Here is a 19,231-nt window from a genome sequence, read left to right as displayed (position 1 = left end):
AAGACCTCTGCAATGGTATTGCAAAGTTCAATAGATAGAAAGCCTAACTTTCCAATAATCAATAAAAATTAAATCTTAGGAGGTTGCCAGATATGGTCGTACATCTGGTAAGCGAAATTGTTTTTCTGGAAAAGAATTTTCTTTGAAAAGTAAGCCTGAACATGGCTCGGAATTTCAAACAAAGGATCCATTTTGAAAGAAGACACCGTCATCTGGCAGCAGCTGCACGTACACAGTGGTGAGCAGATATCTCCTTTGTCCTTTGAATGGGATTCCTGAATATTGAATGACAGTTTAATTTCTGAAGGCCCTGCAGGACGGTGCACATCTTCGCAAGGCATCAGTGACAATGCCATGAAATAGAATGCAAGTATCCATCTTAACAGGTTCATATGGACAAAGGTAGAGTTTTTTTCTAAAACGGGAGATTTATAGAGTCTATTTAATATATTCTTGACATTGCAGTGTTTTTTGAAAGGAAGGTATATTTTCTTTATTTTTGGAGTAGGATCTGCCTGATACAGCTTATGAAAAAACTTTTTTTAATTTCTTTATTTTTAACTCTGTTCGCCTGTGTAGGCTCTGATACAGAATTTCTGCCCCAAACTATTTTAGAATCGAAGAGTAGAAAACTTTTAATCAAAGAATACAGTCCTACGGAAAATAAGGTGGTGATCAATCAGGGAGAATATGAGATTGTGGAAGCATTTACCACTTTTAAATTCAATTCAAAAAATGATCAGACGATCAATAAAAGTTTTTTTGCCTTCAGTGTAAGGATCAAAAATCTTAAAACAGGTGAGATAGGTCTTTCTCCTGAAGACAGCGATCATAGCCAGTTTCTTGATTTTCACTGTGATTTCTGCGGAGGCATTAACAACGACAATCTTGTGCTCTATTATGATGACATCAGTAAAAGAGAAAGTCTGGACAGCATAAAGATTGGTTTTAAAGACCGAAATAAAAATGAGAAGGTTGTTTATTTTGTTCAGAAGAAATAAGAATGGAAAATATTGAGCCTTTATTTAAGATATCTAAAATAAAAAAATCAGTAGTCTGCCTTTCCCTTGTAATGCTCTCTTCCTGTACAGAAAAGGAACGGCTGGAGGGCAGAGATATTTCTCTTTCAAAGGAGAATACTTTTGTTTCTACAGCTAAAGGAATTGTGGTGTATGAGAGCAACAGTTTTACAGAAGAATCCAAGTCTGATACTTTTAAAATTCGATTTTCCACCCATGATTGGGATATTCTGACAAAAAGCTTTGATAAAAATCAGATTTATACATTAAATGATGATTCTGAAATAGGTGAAAGCACAAATTCTATGTCTTTTCCCAAGACCATCAGCATTAAAACCAACAAAAGAAATCTATCTATTAATTATCATTATTTTATAAATGAAAAAGACAAAATAGACCAGGATAAAAGTGAAAAACTAAAAAGGTTTATGAGAACTTTTGATTCGTTGATTTATTATAGAATTGAAAAGCATTAAGCATTTTAGGAAACAATTAAAATCATTCCTCAAAACAAAAGATAATTTAAATTATGGATGAAAAGATTTTACAACTTTCAATAGCATTATTTTTATGTGGACTATTTTGCATTTTTATCAACTATTTTACAAATATTGGTAACAATAAGACACCTACAGATAAATATTCAAAATTTTTCAATGATTTAGTTAAAACAAAATCTCAAAATTTTAAAATTTTAAGTTACTTTTTACTTTTATTCAGCCTTATTCTTTTAATCATTTATATCGTTAAAAATATTTATCATAAAGTATGCTAAGATTTCTTTTTAAAAATAAACTCTCGGTTTTTGGTTCTGTTTTAGTTGTAGGTTCTGTTATCGTTCTGCTATATAATTATTATAAACTTCAGCATTTGATCTCATCAATTCAAACTGTAGAAAAAGTTTATATCGAAAAAGAAAAGACAGAAAGTGAGTTCAAGTATGGAAAAACAAACCTGAATATCAATTATTTATATATTGAAAGTGAGTCTACTGATCATAGATTCTATAGCTATGAAAACACTGGAAAAGATCTAAGCAGTCAAGATCTTGAAAAAGCAGCATCTGAAATTCCGGCAGGCAGCAAAATTTCGATCTGGGTTGATGAGGAAGAAAACAAAGATTATAAAGATGTTGAAATACAGAAATTGAAAATAGATGGCAACACTGTCATCAATAATCCCGCAAATTATTTGTATTTGGTATTAAGTATGATTATTGGCTTACTGTTTTTATTAATAAGCAGAAAGTATGCATAAGAATGGTTACTTATTTAAATATTAAAAAAAGACTATGATCGTAAAAATAATTATGCAAATGTTTTTTTGCGTGCTGTTAATGGGTTGCAATAATTCTACAAAAGAAAATGAAATTAAAGTCACCATCAAGGTCGTTGATTCCTATACTCAGAAGCCAAGAGTAAATGACAGACTTACACTAAGACAGGCAAAATGGGGAATTCCAAGAAGATATGTTAAAATTGGAGAATACATTACGAATTCTGCAGGAGTTGTTACCCTTAAAATAAGTAAGAAAAATAGATACAGTTTTGAAACTGATGGTCTCAACCATGCTTTTGGATCGGATGAATATGGAGAAGGGGAGTTAAAAAACAATCAACAGATTGTCATAAAAGTAGTTCCGCCAGAGAAGAAGCAGTTTAAAATTGAGGAGTAAATACACTTATGGAGAAAACTAGTTTAAAACAAATGTTGACCGAATTAATTAAATTTTGGGGAAAACAAGGTATTCTGACCTCCTCAAACTCAAAACAAGATATTGATGAATTTCAGAAAAGTAATAATATCCATTTACCACAAGACTTTGTAGACTTTTATTCAGAACTGAATGGTATGGAAATTTTTTATCCTAATGAATCTGATGAGGAAGGTTTTTTGTTTTATCCATTAGAAGCACTTATTCCATTAAGTACTGAATTTCAAAACTCTAAGCTAAAAAATAAAGAACGCTTTTTTTTGTTTGCAGAATATATGCATAAAAGTTGGTGGTATGGTTTTGAGATGATCAATCACGAAGACTATGTCATTGGAATTGTCGCTGATAAGGATTCGTTTCAACCCATTACTCATTCACTGGCAGATTTTATAAAATTATATATAGATGACACTCCAAAACTTTATGATTATTCATCATCGGAAAAAAATCCAGAAGTTTTGGATTCATTGATTAATATTCATGAGACAAAAGAAAATAACACTTTATAATAGTTCAATTCAAGGATAAGCCTCATCAATGGTTTAACGATAAGGTGAAAAAAACATATTATGGCTGAATTCAAAACGGAAGTCCAAGAACTTCTTCCTTACGATAGAAAACAATATTTGTCATTAAAAAAATGGTATGGAGTTTCGTTTCAATTACCAGGTGTCTTTGAAGGAAAAGATATTGGTTTAGACCTGTATCTTAATGCCTATGAAGACTGGTTTAAAAACATTATCAACCAACCAGACAACAAACATCAATGGATTGTCAATCATGACTATACAGATGTGATTTGGTTTCCAAATGATGACAAAACTTTAGTCTCATTAAGAGACTTATTCAAAAATAATAATATCCCTAATACGTTTATAGGCGCTTTAATTTTTTCAAAAGATGATCTGTTGAAATTTACCAGAGATTTAATTTCGTACCCTCATGCTGTATTTAATCAAAAGGAGATTTTATATAATGATATAGCTATTTCAAATCATAAAATTCCGTTTGTTATAAAAATATCAGGGCATTTGAATATAGATTTATTAAGCACAGATAAGGAATTATTAAAAAAGATTGTAAATTCTAATTCTTCAAGTTATTTTAATATAAAAGAATATAAAGGAACTCAACTTTGAAGCATTATTTCTGCTTCAAAAAGTTAATGGTAAAACAATCAATCATCCTATAATTTCTAGATATCTTTATCATGGGGACTAAAATTAAATAATAAATGAAAAATTATAAATTATTTACATGCATTATTTTCCTATTAATACTTCATTCTTGTGCAACGAAGATGAACTATTTTGAGGTTATTAATGGAAATAAAAACAATACTAATTTAAGCGTAATTTCTTCTTTGAAGTATAAGGAATTTATATTAGACGGACTTGAAAATAATAAAAAAGAAGAAACTTATATAACTCTAAAAAAAGAAGAGTCCCATCAAATGATATATGACGAAAATAGAAAGTCTTTTATCTTTGGCTTAGAAATAAGTGATTACAATTTCTATAAAAAAATAGTACGTGATACCATATTTATTAAGCAAGGAGATAAGACCATAAAATTCAAATTCGTAAAATAGAGAAATAGACTGACTGCCCAAACAGCAGTCTGTTTTATATTACTTTATACAGATTTAAGCCTGCTTCTAACGAAGCAGGCTTTTTCCTTATAACAAACCTAATCAAGAACAAAAAAAGCCACCGCATTACACGATGGCTAAAAAAAATCAAATCTAAATAAAATTACAGGTTTGGATTATTATCCAGTTCTTTCTGAGGAATACTGAATAACAAATACTTGTTATTGGGTGCAAAAGGCATCTGTTCCGGGAATGAGAAAACTGTATGTCCTCTTCCATTTACTGTTTTTACGGTTCCGTCAGGAGTGGTTACCTGAACTTTTATCGGTTGTCCGCTGGTATCTACGAATGGTTTTCTTACCACTGTTCCCTGCGTTCTGATAATATCTGAAAGGGAGAATCCTTCCCCGAAAAGTTCTTTTCTTCTTTCAAGCAGAATTTCTGTGATGACATCAGTCTGAGCAAGAGATCCTGTGTAAGGATTGGCATTTCTGGCCGCTTTCAATTGGTTTAATGCTGTAACCGCATTGGCAACATTTCCGTTTCTGGCTTCAGCTTCAGCTTCGATCAGGTACATTTCTGCCGCTCTCATGAATACAATATCTGCGATAAGTCCGGTTTTAAATTTAAACTTGGAATACCTTAGCAGACCTTCTCTACCCGGCAGACCATCCCACTGAAACAGCTGAGACCGGATGTCATTGGTATCAAACAGGTTTTTGAAAAATGGGTCTGCCATAAAGCTATAGTAATAACTCCCCGAAGAAGATACATCCAGAAAATGGAAAGCATAGCTCGCTCCCGACTGTTCCTGAGTTTGTCCGTGTCCCCAGATCCATTCACCGTTATTGATGTCATTGAAACCTTCTTTGTATTTTTCAGCGATCATTAAAGGATATCCAGCTCTGGCTATTTTGGCTGCAGCGGCAGCTTTAGTCCATTCACCGGTATTCAGGTAGGTTCTCGCTAAAAGTCCGTTGACAACAGCTTTGTTGATCTTGTCTTTATTATTTCTCGTATAATTGGTCAAAAGGTTATCTGCTTCCGTAAGATCGCTTTTGATCAGTGTATAAATTTCTTCAAGACTTGCTTTTTTCTTCGGTACAGAACTGATTGTCGAAGGTTCTGTGTAAATTGGTGCCGTAAGTGCTGTTTTGTCTTTCAGATAACTGAACTGGTAAAAACTCGCCAGGTTCAGATAACCGAAAGCACGCAATGCTTTAGCCTGACCTTTGACCTGATCTTTTTTCGCCTGGCTTCCTTCTGTCTGGTCAATACGGGCAATCACATTATTCATATTATTGATCGTGGAATAAAGCGTAGTCCATATAAACTGCGGTCGCGAGAGTGTATTATTGATCATCTCGGTAAAGGCATAGGCAGACGGAAAACCATACTTATTCGTAAGAACCGCCACATCACTTCCCATTGCATCACTAGTTCTCAAAACGGTTGAATATCCGCTATTCGCATAGTTCGGGCCGTCATCATTAAGTTTAGCCCATGCACCATTAATTACTGTTTCTGCACTTTCCGCTGTTTTAAAAACCTCTGCACCATTGGCCTGATCGGTAGGAGCCGTTTCCAGCTCGCTTTCACAGCTTGTCAGTGACCATAAAGCAATCAGGGCAAAAGATATATATTTTAATTTTTTCATTGTTTCGATTTTAAAAGTTTAAAGAGTCGCCTGAAGACCGAAAGTAATCGTTCTCATTGCAGGGTATCTGTAATACGTAGTTCCATCCAAAGCCTGCTCCGGATCCATTCCTTTATGTTTGTAGAAGGTCAGAAGGTTCTCAGCCTGAATATAAATTCTGAATTTCTTCAGTCCTAATTTTTCGAAATAATCCGAAGGAAGTGTGTACCCCAGACTCACATTTTTAAGCCTTGCATACGTTCCTGAATATAAAAATCTTGAAGAAGAAGCGTTCCAGTTATTCGTTGTGGTATTCAATGCAGGAACGTCAGTGTTAGGGTTGTCCGGAGTCCATCTGTTCAGCATTTCTGCACTCCATGCGCGTCCTGCAGAACTTCCGCTGGACATTAATGAAGTATAATCCGTATCCAGAATTTTTCCTCCGATACTGAAGGTCAGCAATCCTGAAAAGTCGAAATTTTTATAAGCCACACTTGTGCTGATCCCACCGGTTACTTTAGGTAATGCAGATCCCTGAAGGGTTCTTGTCGCTTTCGAATATTCGGAAGTGGTTCCGTCTACCGTATTTCCGTTGGCATCCTGATAGATATACCTCCACAAAGGTTTTCCGTTCGTAGGATCTACACCTTTCCATTCCTGAAGATAAAAATCATAAACAGAACCTCCTACTTCCATACGTTTTGTAGAAGTTACCACTGCTCCTTTCGGCAGCTTTGTAATTTTGTTCTGTAAAGTACTCAGGTTCACATCCACATTCCACTGGAAATTATCATTCTTGATGGGCGTTGTGAATAAGGAGAATTCGAAACCGGTATTCTGTAATGTTCCGACATTAAAAGGAAAATCACTGATTCCAAGGGATGGCGCAACGGGCATATTAAACAGAAGATCCTGGCTTTTACGTTTAAAATATTCTACGTTACCTTTAACCCTGTTATTAAGAATAGCGAATTCTAAACCTACATTTAAATTAAGATTGGTTTCCCATTTCACGTCATTGGTCTGCACTTTCTCAAGAACAGTTCCCGGCTCGCCAAGGTTATTATAAAATTTGTATAATTCCTGATAAGCGTAATACAGTGAAGATCCATTAGGCCTCCTTAGTTTATCATTTCCTTGTCCACCGTAACTTGCACGAAGCGTCAGCTGGTTGAAGAAGTTCAGATCTTTAATAAAGTTTTCATTTGAAACTTTCCATGAACCTCCAACGGACCAGAATTTACCCCATCTGTTATCGGCAAAGAATCTTGAAGAACCGTCTGCTCTTCCTGAAACGGATAGAAAATACGTATTGTTAAAATCATACTCCGCTCTTCCCAGGAAACTCAACAGAGAGAATTTATCACTGTTTCCGCTGAAACTTCCCAACAAAGCGGCTGCATCCGGCTCATAATAATAAGGAAGTGAAAACTGGCTTCTGGAACCTGAAATCGTCTGGTAATCGTATTTATAAAATTCCTGACCTCCCAAAACATTGATGTGATGTTTCCCGAATTTTTTATCATACGTCAGAATATTACTGGTCGTATAAGAAAGTGTTCTGCTGTTTGATCTCGTTACAGAACCACCAATTTCGCTTCCTTCCCCGATAAGCGGATTCGAATAATAATGTCCGTTGTAATTCACTAAATCAACAGAAAAACTGCTCTTAAACTTCAATTCAGGAAGGAAAGTAAATTCTAAAAATCCTTTTCCGGAGAAGTTATCTTCTTTATTTTCATTTTTATCTAAAGGTAGCGTTGCAGCAGCATTTTGATTCTGCAATGCATTCGTTGGTCTGTATTTACCAAAATCATAGATTCTGTTTCCATCCGCATCAAGCCTGTAACTTCCATCAGCATTTCTTTCGTAATAAGGATAGAAAGACGGAACTGCTCTCGCTGCCTGGATGATATTGTCCTGTCTTGAATCTGAAGATGGCGGCGCATTCTGTATACTGTTGGTGTAGCTTAAATTCACCCCTGCATTCAGCCATTTCTTCACTTCAGTATTCACCTTCAGTCTGGTGGCAAATTTTTGAAAACCTGATTCGATGGCAATTCCTTTATCATCCAGATATCCTAATGAAAAGAAATAATTGCTTTTCTCACTGCCTCCGCTGATATCAAAATCCACCTGACTTCTGGAAGCCGTTCTTTGAAGAATATCTCTCCAGTCGTCATTCCATAAAGGTTTTGCTCCCGGAAGAAGTTTTCCGTCCGGTCCTACAGGCTGTGGATATCCGGCTCCGTAAGGATTGATTCCAAGGGCAGTCACAAGGTTGTCACTGGCCATCTGACCTGCCTGTTGCGAAGAAATCTGACCGGACTTGTATCCGTTTCTCAATGCTTCCCAATACAGCTGAAAATACTGATCCGTACTTACCTGCTTATAATCTTTTACCGCTCTGCCGGAAAATCCCTGGCTGATATTAAAATTCACCCTTGACTCTCCTTTTTTCCCGGATTTTGTGGTAATGATGATGATTCCATTAGCACCTCTTGATCCGTATAATGAACTTGCCGTAGCATCTTTTAAAACACTGATGGATTCAATGTCATTGGGGCTGATGGAATTGATATTTCCGTCAAAAGGAATTCCGTCTACCACATACAGAGGATCGCTGGAAGCACTGATAGAGCCAACTCCTCTTATCCTTACAGAAGCGGTAGCGCCCGGCTGCCCTGATGCACTTACTGCCTGAACTCCCGGCACCTGCCCTTCCAGAGCTTTTGTAATATTGGTAACCGCTCTGTTATTGATTTTATCGCTGGAGATGGTAGCTACTGAACCGGTATAGCTTGTTCTTTTAGCCTTACCGTAAGCAATCACTACTACTTCATCGATTTCCTTTTCCTTGATCGTATCTTTTTTAGGCTTGGCTTCCTGAGCCTGCACACTCATAATTCCAAGGAAAAATACAGCAACAGATGGAATCCAAACTTTAGAATTAATTAAACTTTTACTAATCATAACCAATTTTATTTGTCATATATTAAAATTTAGCCCTTTGCAGAAAAGTCAGCAAAGGGCATCGATACATACGATTAACCAAATGCTTATTTTTCCTTTATAGGCTGAATGTAACACCTTGCACATGGGCAGGTTGTCAAGATTTCACTGGGTCAGTTCCCTCCATCTTTCTTTATAAGCCGATCGAAATATGTCTGCAAATCTAAAAACAATTAGTCTACAAAACAAGTAGACTTTAAAATTTATTATGAAATATTTTCAAAAATTAACTTAATTATTAATCAAACAACGCTACAGTAAAGAGTTACAGGATTACGAAATAACCAAACATGATAAATATCATTACACATAATGTAATTAACCAAAACTGTAAAAAAAAGCGCGAAAATAGAACGAAACTATTTAAATTTATAGAATGAAAGTTTTAATTGTAAACGGACCCAATCTGAATCTTTTGGGCACAAGAGAACCTGAGATCTACGGCAGTACTTCTATGGAATCATGCATGGAAACACTGAGATCTGAATTTTCATCTGATGAACTGGACTATTACCAATCCAATATTGAAGGGGAAATTATAAACAGGCTTCAGGAGGATAATTTTGATGCGCTGGTGATTAATCCCGGAGCGTATACGCACTATTCGTATGCTATTGCAGACTGTTTAAAGAATATCAGGAAACCTAAAATCGAGGTTCACATCAGTAATATTTACAAAAGGGAAGAATTCCGTCAGAAATCTGTAACAGCCGCGAATACCGATGCGGTATTATCCGGTTTTGGGATGGACGGATACAGATTGGCTTTATTGAGCTTAAGATAAAAGTTTATTAACCACTGATTACACAGATTTACACGGATGATTGCGTTTTATTTGAAAGAGAAATCAGTTTAATGAAATAAATACTATAGAATTCTAACTGTTTTTTTTAACATTAAGAAATTAAGATCTTAAGAGATTACGTGCTTAAAGAACTTAAAAAATCAATTTATTGATTTCTTCATTCATAACGATAAGTGCATTGCTTAAATCCTTAATGTTTAAATAAGAAATAAACTAAAGTTTATTCAGATTAAGGAAATTAAAACCAATTTTAAACAGACACAGAAAAAGATCATAAAAAAAAGCCTCATCGATGATGAGGCTTTTGTTGTATTAAGTAGTCTGCTGTTGAAGCTGAGGTCCGGAAGCGATTAACTTTCTTCCTTCTTCAGTATCGCAGTACTGTTCAAAGTTTTTGATATATCTTGCCGCAAGATCTTTTGCTTTTTCTTCCCATTCTGCAGCATTGCTGTACGTTTCTCTAGGATCAAGGATACCTTCAGAAACATTTGGAAGCTGAGTTGGAATTTCAAGATTCATGATCGGAACCTGAGTTTTAGGAGCATTTTCGATAGAACCGTCAATGATGGCATCGATAATAGCTCTTGTATCTTTCAGAGAAATTCTCTTTCCTGTTCCGTTCCATCCTGTGTTGACAAGATAAGCTTTAGCTCCGTGCTCCTTCATTTTCCCGATCAGTGTTTTAGAATACATAGTTGGGTGAAGGGTAAGGAAAGCTTCTCCGAATGCAGGAGAGAAAGATGGTTCCGGTTCTGTAATTCCTCTTTCGGTACCTGCCAGTTTGGAAGTATATCCGCAAAGGAAGTGGTACTGAGCCTGGTTTTCATCCAAGATAGAAACCGGAGGCAATACTCCGAATGCATCAGCAGAAAGATAAACGATCTTCTTAGCATGTCCAGCCTTAGATGGAAGAACAATCTTGTTGATATGATAAATTGGGTAAGATACTCTTGTATTTTCAGTGATAGATCCGTCTGTATAGTCAGCAACTCCGTTGTTTACGACTACATTTTCAAGAAGTGCATCTCTTTTGATCGCTCTGAAAATATCCGGTTCTTTCTCTTCAGAAAGGTCAATCACTTTAGCGTAACATCCACCTTCGTAGTTGAATACACCATTGTTGTCCCAACCGTGCTCGTCGTCACCGATCAGGAATCTTTTAGGATCTGCAGATAAAGTTGTTTTTCCAGTTCCGGAAAGACCGAAGAAAAGAGCAACATCTCCTTCTTCACCTACGTTGGCAGAACAGTGCATAGAAGCCATTCCCTTCAATGGAAGGTAATAGTTCATCATGGCAAACATTCCCTTTTTCATTTCACCTCCGTACCAGGTACCTCCGATGATTTGTAGTTTTTCTGTAAGATTGAACATGATGAAGTTTTCAGAGTTTAATCCCTGAGCTTCCCAGTTCGGGTTCGTAGTTTTAGAACCGTTGATCACTGTGAAATCCGGCTCCCCGAAGTTTTCAAGCTCGTAGTGAGACGGACGGATAAACATATTAGTAACGAAATGCGCCTGCCACGCTACCTCAACGATGAACCTTACTTTTAGCCTGGTATCTGTATTGGTGCCACAAAAAGCATCCACTACATAAATTTTCTTAGCCTCAGAAAGCTGGTTCAGCACTAATCCTTTACAAGAATCAAAATTTTCCGCTGTAGTAGGAAGGTTTACTTTCCCATCCCAGAAAATTGTATCTCTTGTAACATCATCCTGAACTATGTATCTGTCTTTAGGTGAACGACCTGTGAAAATTCCAGTTTTTACTGATACAGCACCGGATTCCGTAAGTTCAGCTTGCTCAAAGCCTTGATTATCAGGAGCCACTTCAGCCTGATATAACTCTTCGTAAGACGGGTTATAGACTACTTCATAATTTCCTTTAATCCCTAATTTTTCTAAATCCTGGATGATTTTAGCGTGTTTCATTTTACTTATATTTTCTATTTCTTTATTGGGTTCAACAAAATTAATATTAATTATTTGTTAAAGGTGGTTTAAATATAATGATATAAGTCAGAATGACAAATAAAAAAAAAGGATTGTAATTTATTGATTATAAATTAATTATATCAGACCATTGAAAAACGGTATTAAAACCTTTTCCCCAAAAATAGTCCTCATAGCCGTCAAATTTAGCACTCATCACAAAATCTCCGCCCCAGGCCCCCAAACTTTTAACAAAAACCGGACAGTCTGCGAAAAATTTCTCTTTAACTGTGGGAATTTCAAGGAATTTCGATATTTTTTGTTCATGAATCATCATCAGTTCGGAAAATTTTTCCAATTCACTGCATAACAAAACTTTTTCTGTGATATCCGAAAATTCATCAACGAGTATTTGAGACTTCGGTTTTGACTTGTAAAAGTTAATTCCTTCCCTGCTGTCCTGTTTCTGATTTAAGTGAATAAAGATCAGTTCATTTTTGAACGGAGGACTAAAATCTGTCTTTTCATAAAAGATCTCAGGTTTACTTCTGAACAGGATGGCTGATTTCTCTTTGGCAACGGCAATATCGTACCCGCTTCCGCCTAGACTGATGCTGTTTAAATAAAAAGGATCAATAGCTGCCCATTCCGCAAGGTTGTTCATTAGCGTTGAACTGCTTCCGAGTCCATAATCTGCAGGAAACTGAAGATTGGTCTTCAGATGGTAAGTATAATTATTTTTGAATTGAGTTTTAGAAAGCCGCTGAACGTTTTGTAAGGTTTTAAGAATAAATTCAGCGCTTGAAGGAATATTGGTCTCGAGGATCTGCCAGATTTTGTAGTCTATGACAGCCTTAAACCATAATTTGTTTTGATGATAGGCTTCCCAAAAGATCAGGGATTTTTCATCTTCTTTTTCTTCAAAAAAAAACTCTTGTCCAAGCTTGGTAGGTACCGCCAGGACAAGAGCTCCGTCTATGGCGAAATATTCAGAAGTAAGCATAAGCTTGCCCGGTGAAAATATCCCGCTCATAATTTTTTATTAGATGGCTGAAGCAACTTCTACAGACGGATCAATTTTCTTGATCAATCCCTGAAGTGTTTTTCCAGGACCTACTTCTACGAAATTAAACGCTCCGTCTTTGATCATATTCTGAACAGACTGCGTCCATTTTACAGGACCTGTAAGCTGAGCGATCAGGTTTTGTTTGATCTCCTCAGGATTAGTCACTGCTGTAGTGGTGATATTCTGGTATACCGGAATCGTTGCTTTTCTGAATTTTGTATTTTCAATCGCAGCCGCCAGTCTTACCTGTGCAGGCTCCATTAAAGGCGAGTGGAACGCTCCGTTTACCGGAAGTAACAACGCTCTTTTTGCTCCTGCTTCTTTAAGCTTTACACAAGCCTCTTCTACTGCAGCTGTTTCTCCTGAAATAACCAATTGGCCAGGACAGTTGTAGTTTGCCGGCACTACAATACCGCTGATCTGTGCACAGATTTCTTCAACTTTTGCGTCTTCAAGACCTAAAATTGCAGCCATAGAGCTTGGATTGGCATCACAGGCTTCCTGCATTGCTTTTGCTCTTTCGGATACTAATTTCAGACCGTCGTCAAAGGATAAAACTCCGTTGGCAACCAAAGCTGAAAACTCTCCTAAAGAATGTCCTGCAACCATTTCTGCTCCAAGACCGTTCACTGCTTTTAAGGCAGCTACCGAGTGTATAAATATAGAAGGCTGGGTAACCTCTGTTTTCTTAAGATCTCCATCCGTCCCGTTGAACATCAACGAAAGGATATCGAAACCTAAAATTTCATTGGCAGATTCCATTAAGTCCTTAATGTCTTTTCTAGAATCGTACAATTCTTTTCCCATTCCTACGAACTGAGAACCCTGCCCAGGAAATACAAGTGCTTTCATGTAATGAATTAAATATTATGCAAATATAAAGATAATGTTAAAAATATTCCTTTAAAAAGGCATAAATCGGTTAAGGAACTAATCTAATCACGCGGTATCCGGTGTTTACGTAAGCTCCGTTTGCTTTTGATTTTACAAACTCAAACTTGGTGGCAAGCTGGGTCTGTACTTTATTCATCTGCTTAAAGATCTCCCCTTTTCTGTTTTCTCTCGTCAGCATGTCATTGACAACATCAAAACCAACGATTGCATATTTAGGAGGCGTTTTGCAGTATTTGCTTTTATAAGCTGCTAAGATTTCTTTTTCAAAATTACCGTCTGCATTGATCTTTCTGTCCATCAGATATACAAGGCTTGCCTGGCTCAGTTCATCCACTTTCTTCTCGAAAGTTGGAGAATAGTACATACTGAAGGCTTTCACACCCTGCACTTCTTTGGAAAGCGCTATCATTTTATTGGTGAAAGCTTCACCGGCATTATCATTGTCACTGGCAAGAATAGCGATAACAGGAGCAGACTGTCCAGTCATCATATTTTGGTCCAGCTGAATTTCAGCAGGAGAGTTTACAATAATAATGTTTGGATTTTTAACTGCTTTCTCCAGACCGCCCTTGATGTAGCCTGCAATTTCTTTTTTGCTGTCTGCTACCACATAGATTTTCTGATCTGAATATACTCCTTTTACTTCTTCAACAATTTTATCTGCATAAGTCTGGTCATTGGTTTCCACAATGATCAGGTTGCTGTAGTTGTATAGTTCCGGAGAGTTAGCGAAAGGTGCCACCACCGGGATTTTCTGATTTTTAGTAAAATCAAGAACATCAATGACGTTTGATTTGAAGAATGGGCCAATGATCAGATCCGTGTTTTCAGGATTGATCTGTGCCATTGAGTTTTTAAATGAAGCTTCGTTTCCTGAATCTACAATTTTGATATCCAGTTTCTGCCCGCCTCTTGCGTTTCTTTCGATGGCTAATTTAGCTCCGGTAAGGAAGTCCAGTGCCATTCCTCTATACTGAGTTTCGTTGGTACTGTATCCGAAAGGAAGCATTAAGACAACGCTCAATGCATCACCGCTTTTCTTTACATAAGCCGGATCCTGTTTTTTGATCTTCAGGACCATTCCTGATTTCAGACCTTTTGAAAGATCCGGATTCAGGGCGATCAGTTCATCAATCGAGATTCCGAATTTGTTAACAATAGAGAATACGGTATCTCCCTGCTGAACGGTATAGGTTACATAATCATCAGCTGCTCCTACGGGAGTTGCAGTGGATGTAGTCGATTTTTCGTTTCCTGAATCTATTTTGGTTTTCGGGTTTACCGGCTCAGAGACTGAGGTGGTATCCGTTTTTGAATTTTTTACGATAATGGTTTCGCCCGGCTTCAGTCCTTTTTCCTCCAATCCAGGATTTAAGGTATACAGTTCCTGCTGGCTGATTCCAAACTGTTTTGTAATTCTGTAATAATTATCTTTAGCCTGAATAACATACATGGATGCGTCTAAAGATGCTCCTGCATTGACTCCGCTATGAGGTTCTGTCGGCTTAGGATCTACAGTCTGAGGAGCAAGCTGCTGGTCTCCCCCATATTTTTTGATGCTGTCGAGCGGCAAAGTGATCTCGTCCCCTATTTTCATATGGGTATCCAATTCAGGATTCAGCTTTCTAAGGTCTGTTTCAGAGATACGGTATTGTTTTGTAATTCCGTAAACCGTCTGTTTAGGCTGAAGGATAATTTTTCCAACCTGAGCATTTGAATGACTTGGTTTTGCTTTTTCAACTACTGCAGGCTTAGACACCGGAGCGGTCTGTTTTTCAGCTTTCACTGTAACAATATCTCCAATAGCCAGCTTACCGTCTTTGAATTTTGGGTTCAGCTTTAACAATTCATCTACAGTTATCCCGTATTTTTTTGCAATATTGTAAGGATTATCTCCTTTCACAACGGTGTGTGAGTTTTGGGCAGATACTCCCAAAACCATACATAAACTGGACAAAATAAAAAACCTCTTTATCATACTCGATAATTATAATTTACAAAAATACTTCTTTAAAATTAAATGGCAACAATTATTAATTTGGATTCTTGAACCACCATTTCTTCCCAACAATTTTCAAGCCATGAATAGCCGTAATCGGAAAAGAATACACTGAAGTTATAGACTCTTTCCTGCCAGGTTTTGGAAGGATGAACATCTAAAAACAGCTTTTCCAGTCTTTCGAGCAATTCGCCCTGTTTTATCTTTTCGGCGTGTAACAGACGTTTTTTCATTCTTTTAAATGATTTCAACTGTCTTACTTCTTCTGCCTTCACCATATTCCCGAAAGAAAGTTCGGTAGTTTCTGCTATCGTTTTCAGTTCGGAGAAGCTTTTCTCCAAAAGTATTTCTTTTTCTTCAAGCAACGACAATACACTGCTGTCTTTTAAAATTTTCTGATTGGTAATGGCTGTAAAGTTTCCAAAGAAGTCTTCAATGCTCAAATCCAGTTTTTCAATTTTCCCTACTGTTTTTTCTTTAATGAAAAGCATAGAGTTTCTCGGAATCAAAACAGGGAACGGAATATTGACTGCTGCAAAATAATCTTTAAGCTCCAGCCAGTACATAATCTCTGCATTTCCTCCGATGTAGGCTAAATTGGGAAGTACTTTTTCCTGATACACAGGACGCATTAAAGCATTCGGGCTGAATCTTTCGGGATGATTCTCCAGCTCCTGAAGGATTTCTTCCTGCGTAAATTTTTTGTCTGTATCTACTGCACTATATTTTCCACCGTCAAAGTCGATTCTATCTCTGGTTTCTGAAAGGTAGAAAAGGTTGATATCTCTTGGATTCACCTGAACTTTTCCATATTTCCTGGTCAGAAAATCTACTTTTTCTTTTGAGTTTTTCTGTAAACTGAAATGAAGCAATTCATCTCTGAAAATATCTTTGATCTGGTTTTTAAGTTCTTTGGAGTCGCCATCCATGATCAAAAGACCAAATTCAGAGAACAACCTGTTCACTAAGGTTTTGATGGCCTCCGTTAATGTATTTCCAACTTTATACGCTTCCTTCATCATCAGGATCAGCTCTGTCCCGAATACGGAATCTTTAAATTCCTTTTCAAATTCTGAAATGAAAAAGGTATCGCTGATGGTAATTCTTCCTACCGGACCGCCTGACTTTTCATTGATCTCATAATAATTATTTTCCGTCTTAAAATGATTAATTTCTACGAAATCATGATCTTCTGACGCCATCCAGTATACCGGAACGAAATTGAAATCCGGAAAATTCTCCTTCAGATAGGTACAGGTTTTAATGGTCTGTAAAATTTTATAGACAAAGAAAACAGGTCCGGAAAACAGGTTTAACTGATGTCCGGTCGTTATGGTAAAGGTATTGGACTGCCTCAGGTTTTCCAGGTTCTCTTTCTGCTTTGAGGAAAGTGTGAATCCCGAAAGCTGTTCTTCCAGTACATCAGACAAGATCTGTCTCTGATCCGGTGTAAAGGAATTCTGTTTGAGATGGATATGATCTTTAAAGTGATCTAAAGAAAAGGTATTGTTTTCAAAGCCCTCAATCTTTTGGTTCAGAAAATCTTTTACCAGCTGAGGAATGCTTTCTATATCGTTAAATGATATTTTATTTATTGTTTTCAACTTGGTTTGGCTTTTAGTTGAACAAATACCACACAATCCCGATGTTTAATCTGAAATCATAAACCGGATAATGTGGAAATGCATATGCTTTATTATTGGAGATGAATGTTCCTATCTGCTGTCCTTCTACGTAGAAAAACATTTTTTTAACCTTCATATTGATATAAAGATCGGCAATAGGCTGTCCTCCGATAGAGAATGAATCTGCGCGAGGCAAAATATATTCATTAAGGATCGGGAAGTAATCTCTTGATGCAAATTTTGAGAAATAATAGACTTTCACTCCCATCTGAACCTCGGCCGCATCTTTAAAGGCTTTGCTCTGGAAGAAGAAATTGGCTCTTCCGATAAAGCTTGGCATTGGCAGAAGTTCTTTATTCGTCAATGCATTCTGGAAATGAAGTCTTGTATTCAAATGGAATTTTCCGAAACTGAATGTAGCATCACCTCCAATCTGAGAAATATTCAGCGAGCTGCTGCTCTGTTGTGGAGCTCCGTCTGCATTGAAATACGTGTAGTTGTCTATTCTGAAATAATTAGCGAAAATTTCGGTTTTGAACCATTTCAGATTAACACTTCCTCCGATTTCTGTTACCGTCTGGTTTTTAGCATTTTCCAGATAGTAATTGTATTTATTGTAAACGGACGTATTTAAAAGATAGTTAAATGAAGGATAAGCACTCTGGAAATTCACTTTCGCATTAACGAAATAATCTTTTATCGGCTCAAATTTGATGTTGTTGGTTGTTCGAAGATAACTTCCGAACTGGCTTCCATTTGAAAATTCTAAGAATGATTTCAACTGGAATTTATCCCAAAGTTTAATCTGTAAATTTCCAACTGCTCCGATTCTGTTTTCTTTAAATTCACCCGGAAGCGCTGTTCCGTTGACAGTAGCAAGATCTCTCACTCCAAATTTAATCATCTGATAACGCACTCCACCATCAAGCTTGAATTTTTCATTATTAAAAACCAAACTTACCGTATTGCTGAAGTTATCTGAATATTTTTTCGTGGTCAGCGGGAAACCGTTCGTCAGTTCTGAAGCATTATCAAACCAGTACGATTCCACAGCTCCTTGGTTATAAAAATACTTATTCCCCTGGTGAGATAAGGTATGTCTGATGCTGAAAGGAAATTTCTCAGCATTGAACGGCGTAAACTGATGGCTCAGATAATATCTTCTGTATGAATACTGAGAACTTGATGACGCCAGATTAACCTGGGCATTCTGTCTGTTTTTGTAATTACTGTCACCACTTTGGAACAGATCATCTTCTGTGATCCCTCCACTTTCCTGGTTGTTGACATTCTGATGTAGATAATGGGCAAACAATTCATAATTCCCGCTCTTGGAAGTATAGTGTCCTGAAAACAAAGTATTGTTATTGGACGCCAATGAATTCCTGTAAAACCCCTGAGAACGAAGCCCCATATAGTTGATGGCAAAGTTGAATCTTTTTCCGATATTCTGGGTATATGTAGAGTTCAAAGCTGCCCCGTTTTTCATCGCGGTATGGTAAACGAAAGTGGCTGTAGGTGTTTTTACATCATAGTACTTCACATCATTGGCACCGATAATCATGTACGATTTATTGGAAGGCAGCAGAGACAGGTTCTGCTCCGGATTTACTTCATATACCAATGGATTGAATCCGGCTCCTATATTCGCAACCTGGGCTTTCCCAAAGTTGTCTGTATTATTATACTGTGAATAGATATGGGTCTTGTCAAAAGTCATCACGGTATCAAAAATCTTCTTTTCAGAAAATTGGGTCTGATACAGATAATCATTAATGGTAGGTTTAAAAATTTTCAGGGAATCTTTTTTCCCGTTGTCTACAACAAGGGTGTCTTCTTCTTTCTGCGGGCTCTTGATATCTGTTTTATTAACAACTTGAGCCTTCGAGACAAAACCGAAGAAGATTATGATAAAAAGGATGTACTTCATGCGTTTATTTA

The 19,231-nt window shown here is 36.8% G+C and carries 17 protein-coding genes and 1 riboswitch; of the genes, 8 read left to right on the top strand and 9 right to left on the bottom strand.

The window, feature by feature from the left end:
- Positions 1 to 68: 68 nt before the first annotated feature.
- Positions 69 to 392 carry a DUF6660 family protein gene (locus BUA72_RS19970; RefSeq protein WP_034723892.1) on the bottom strand — a complete coding sequence of 108 codons (324 nt, stop codon included), beginning with the start codon at positions 390 to 392 and terminating at the stop codon, positions 69 to 71.
- Positions 393 to 527: 135 nt separating this feature from the next.
- Here BUA72_RS19970 and BUA72_RS19965 point away from each other — a divergent pair, with 135 nt between their 5' ends.
- The 7 genes from BUA72_RS19965 to BUA72_RS19930 all read left to right on the top strand — a co-directional run bounded on the left by BUA72_RS19965 (position 528) and on the right by BUA72_RS19930 (position 4,324).
- Complete coding sequence (locus BUA72_RS19965) at positions 528 to 1,001, top strand: hypothetical protein (RefSeq protein ID WP_072924773.1); 474 nt, start codon at positions 528 to 530, stop codon at positions 999 to 1,001.
- 2 nt (positions 1,002 to 1,003) lie between these two features.
- Positions 1,004 to 1,495, top strand: a complete 492-nt coding sequence (locus BUA72_RS19960) for a hypothetical protein (protein WP_072924771.1) — start codon at positions 1,004 to 1,006, stop codon at positions 1,493 to 1,495.
- A gap of 292 nt (positions 1,496 to 1,787) precedes the next feature.
- Entirely contained in the window at positions 1,788 to 2,276 is a 489-nt protein-coding gene (locus tag BUA72_RS19950) for a hypothetical protein (protein WP_072924768.1), read from the top strand.
- A 34-nt stretch (positions 2,277 to 2,310) separates the two neighbouring features.
- On the top strand, positions 2,311 to 2,694 hold the full coding sequence (locus tag BUA72_RS19945; protein ID WP_072924767.1) for a hypothetical protein: 384 nt from the start codon (positions 2,311 to 2,313) through the stop codon (positions 2,692 to 2,694).
- Positions 2,695 to 2,702: 8 nt separating this feature from the next.
- Positions 2,703 to 3,242: an SMI1/KNR4 family protein gene (locus BUA72_RS19940; RefSeq protein WP_072924765.1), complete on the top strand. Its 540-nt coding sequence runs from the start codon at positions 2,703 to 2,705 to the stop codon at positions 3,240 to 3,242.
- Between the two features lie 60 nt (positions 3,243 to 3,302).
- Positions 3,303 to 3,872 (top strand): hypothetical protein, encoded by a 570-nt coding sequence (locus BUA72_RS19935; protein WP_072924764.1) that lies wholly within the window; start codon positions 3,303 to 3,305, stop codon positions 3,870 to 3,872.
- 95 nt (positions 3,873 to 3,967) lie between these two features.
- Positions 3,968 to 4,324, top strand: a complete 357-nt coding sequence (locus BUA72_RS19930; protein ID WP_139259652.1) for a hypothetical protein — start codon at positions 3,968 to 3,970, stop codon at positions 4,322 to 4,324.
- 163 nt (positions 4,325 to 4,487) lie between these two features.
- Here the strand turns inward: BUA72_RS19930 and BUA72_RS19925 are convergent, their stop codons facing one another.
- The gene (locus BUA72_RS19925) at positions 4,488 to 5,981 is read right to left on the bottom strand and encodes a RagB/SusD family nutrient uptake outer membrane protein (protein WP_072924761.1); all 1,494 of its coding nucleotides are present in this window, start codon (positions 5,979 to 5,981) and stop codon (positions 4,488 to 4,490) included.
- Positions 5,982 to 5,999: 18 nt separating this feature from the next.
- Positions 6,000 to 8,933, bottom strand: coding sequence for a SusC/RagA family TonB-linked outer membrane protein (locus tag BUA72_RS19920; protein ID WP_072924759.1), 2,934 nt, complete (start codon positions 8,931 to 8,933; stop codon positions 6,000 to 6,002).
- A gap of 83 nt (positions 8,934 to 9,016) precedes the next feature.
- A riboswitch (SAM riboswitch) is annotated at positions 9,017 to 9,114 on the bottom strand.
- Positions 9,115 to 9,348: 234 nt separating this feature from the next.
- Here BUA72_RS19920 and BUA72_RS19915 point away from each other — a divergent pair.
- Positions 9,349 to 9,756: a type II 3-dehydroquinate dehydratase gene (locus BUA72_RS19915; protein WP_072924758.1), complete on the top strand. Its 408-nt coding sequence runs from the start codon at positions 9,349 to 9,351 to the stop codon at positions 9,754 to 9,756.
- Between the two features lie 333 nt (positions 9,757 to 10,089).
- Here the strand turns inward: BUA72_RS19915 and pckA are convergent, their stop codons facing one another.
- From pckA to BUA72_RS19885, 6 genes are all read right to left on the bottom strand, one after another.
- Positions 10,090 to 11,706 carry a phosphoenolpyruvate carboxykinase (ATP) gene (gene pckA, locus BUA72_RS19910; RefSeq protein ID WP_034723906.1) on the bottom strand — a complete coding sequence of 539 codons (1,617 nt, stop codon included), beginning with the start codon at positions 11,704 to 11,706 and terminating at the stop codon, positions 10,090 to 10,092.
- 127 nt (positions 11,707 to 11,833) lie between these two features.
- Complete coding sequence (locus BUA72_RS19905) at positions 11,834 to 12,739, bottom strand: GYDIA family GHMP kinase (RefSeq protein WP_072924756.1); 906 nt, start codon at positions 12,737 to 12,739, stop codon at positions 11,834 to 11,836.
- A 9-nt stretch (positions 12,740 to 12,748) separates the two neighbouring features.
- Entirely contained in the window at positions 12,749 to 13,624 is an 876-nt protein-coding gene (fabD, locus tag BUA72_RS19900; protein ID WP_034723909.1) for an ACP S-malonyltransferase, read from the bottom strand.
- 70 nt (positions 13,625 to 13,694) lie between these two features.
- Complete coding sequence (locus BUA72_RS19895) at positions 13,695 to 15,644, bottom strand: LysM peptidoglycan-binding domain-containing protein (RefSeq protein ID WP_072924755.1); 1,950 nt, start codon at positions 15,642 to 15,644, stop codon at positions 13,695 to 13,697.
- Positions 15,645 to 15,682: 38 nt separating this feature from the next.
- Complete coding sequence (gene bshC, locus BUA72_RS19890) at positions 15,683 to 17,269, bottom strand: bacillithiol biosynthesis cysteine-adding enzyme BshC (protein ID WP_072924753.1); 1,587 nt, start codon at positions 17,267 to 17,269, stop codon at positions 15,683 to 15,685.
- Positions 17,270 to 17,282: 13 nt separating this feature from the next.
- Complete coding sequence (locus BUA72_RS19885) at positions 17,283 to 19,220, bottom strand: putative porin (RefSeq protein ID WP_072924752.1); 1,938 nt, start codon at positions 19,218 to 19,220, stop codon at positions 17,283 to 17,285.
- Positions 19,221 to 19,231: the final 11 nt, after the last annotated feature.

This window comes from Chryseobacterium sp. OV279, from assembly GCF_900128945.1.
Taxonomy (GTDB): domain Bacteria; phylum Bacteroidota; class Bacteroidia; order Flavobacteriales; family Weeksellaceae; genus Chryseobacterium.
This window is presented reverse-complemented; position numbering and strand designations above follow the sequence as displayed.

What these genes read in the sequence shown, in the direction of transcription:
- BUA72_RS19960 (WP_072924771.1), top strand. Translation starts at nt 1,004, where the DNA reads ATGGAAAATATTGAGCCTTTATTTAAGATATCTAAAATAAAAAAATCA.
- BUA72_RS19930 (WP_139259652.1), top strand. Translation starts at nt 3,968, where the DNA reads ATGAAAAATTATAAATTATTTACATGCATTATTTTCCTATTAATACTT.
- BUA72_RS19940 (WP_072924765.1), top strand. Translation starts at nt 2,703, where the DNA reads ATGGAGAAAACTAGTTTAAAACAAATGTTGACCGAATTAATTAAATTT.
- BUA72_RS19950 (WP_072924768.1), top strand. Translation starts at nt 1,788, where the DNA reads ATGCTAAGATTTCTTTTTAAAAATAAACTCTCGGTTTTTGGTTCTGTT.
- BUA72_RS19885 (WP_072924752.1), bottom strand. Translation starts at nt 19,220, where the DNA reads ATGAAGTACATCCTTTTTATCATAATCTTCTTCGGTTTTGTCTCGAAG.
- BUA72_RS19920 (WP_072924759.1), bottom strand. Translation starts at nt 8,933, where the DNA reads ATGATTAGTAAAAGTTTAATTAATTCTAAAGTTTGGATTCCATCTGTT.
- BUA72_RS19915 (WP_072924758.1), top strand. Translation starts at nt 9,349, where the DNA reads ATGAAAGTTTTAATTGTAAACGGACCCAATCTGAATCTTTTGGGCACA.
- BUA72_RS19895 (WP_072924755.1), bottom strand. Translation starts at nt 15,644, where the DNA reads ATGATAAAGAGGTTTTTTATTTTGTCCAGTTTATGTATGGTTTTGGGA.
- BUA72_RS19935 (WP_072924764.1), top strand. Translation starts at nt 3,303, where the DNA reads ATGGCTGAATTCAAAACGGAAGTCCAAGAACTTCTTCCTTACGATAGA.
- BUA72_RS19965 (WP_072924773.1), top strand. Translation starts at nt 528, where the DNA reads ATGAAAAAACTTTTTTTAATTTCTTTATTTTTAACTCTGTTCGCCTGT.
- fabD (WP_034723909.1), bottom strand. Translation starts at nt 13,624, where the DNA reads ATGAAAGCACTTGTATTTCCTGGGCAGGGTTCTCAGTTCGTAGGAATG.
- BUA72_RS19970 (WP_034723892.1), bottom strand. Translation starts at nt 392, where the DNA reads ATGAACCTGTTAAGATGGATACTTGCATTCTATTTCATGGCATTGTCA.
- BUA72_RS19925 (WP_072924761.1), bottom strand. Translation starts at nt 5,981, where the DNA reads ATGAAAAAATTAAAATATATATCTTTTGCCCTGATTGCTTTATGGTCA.
- BUA72_RS19905 (WP_072924756.1), bottom strand. Translation starts at nt 12,739, where the DNA reads ATGAGCGGGATATTTTCACCGGGCAAGCTTATGCTTACTTCTGAATAT.
- pckA (WP_034723906.1), bottom strand. Translation starts at nt 11,706, where the DNA reads ATGAAACACGCTAAAATCATCCAGGATTTAGAAAAATTAGGGATTAAA.
- BUA72_RS19945 (WP_072924767.1), top strand. Translation starts at nt 2,311, where the DNA reads ATGATCGTAAAAATAATTATGCAAATGTTTTTTTGCGTGCTGTTAATG.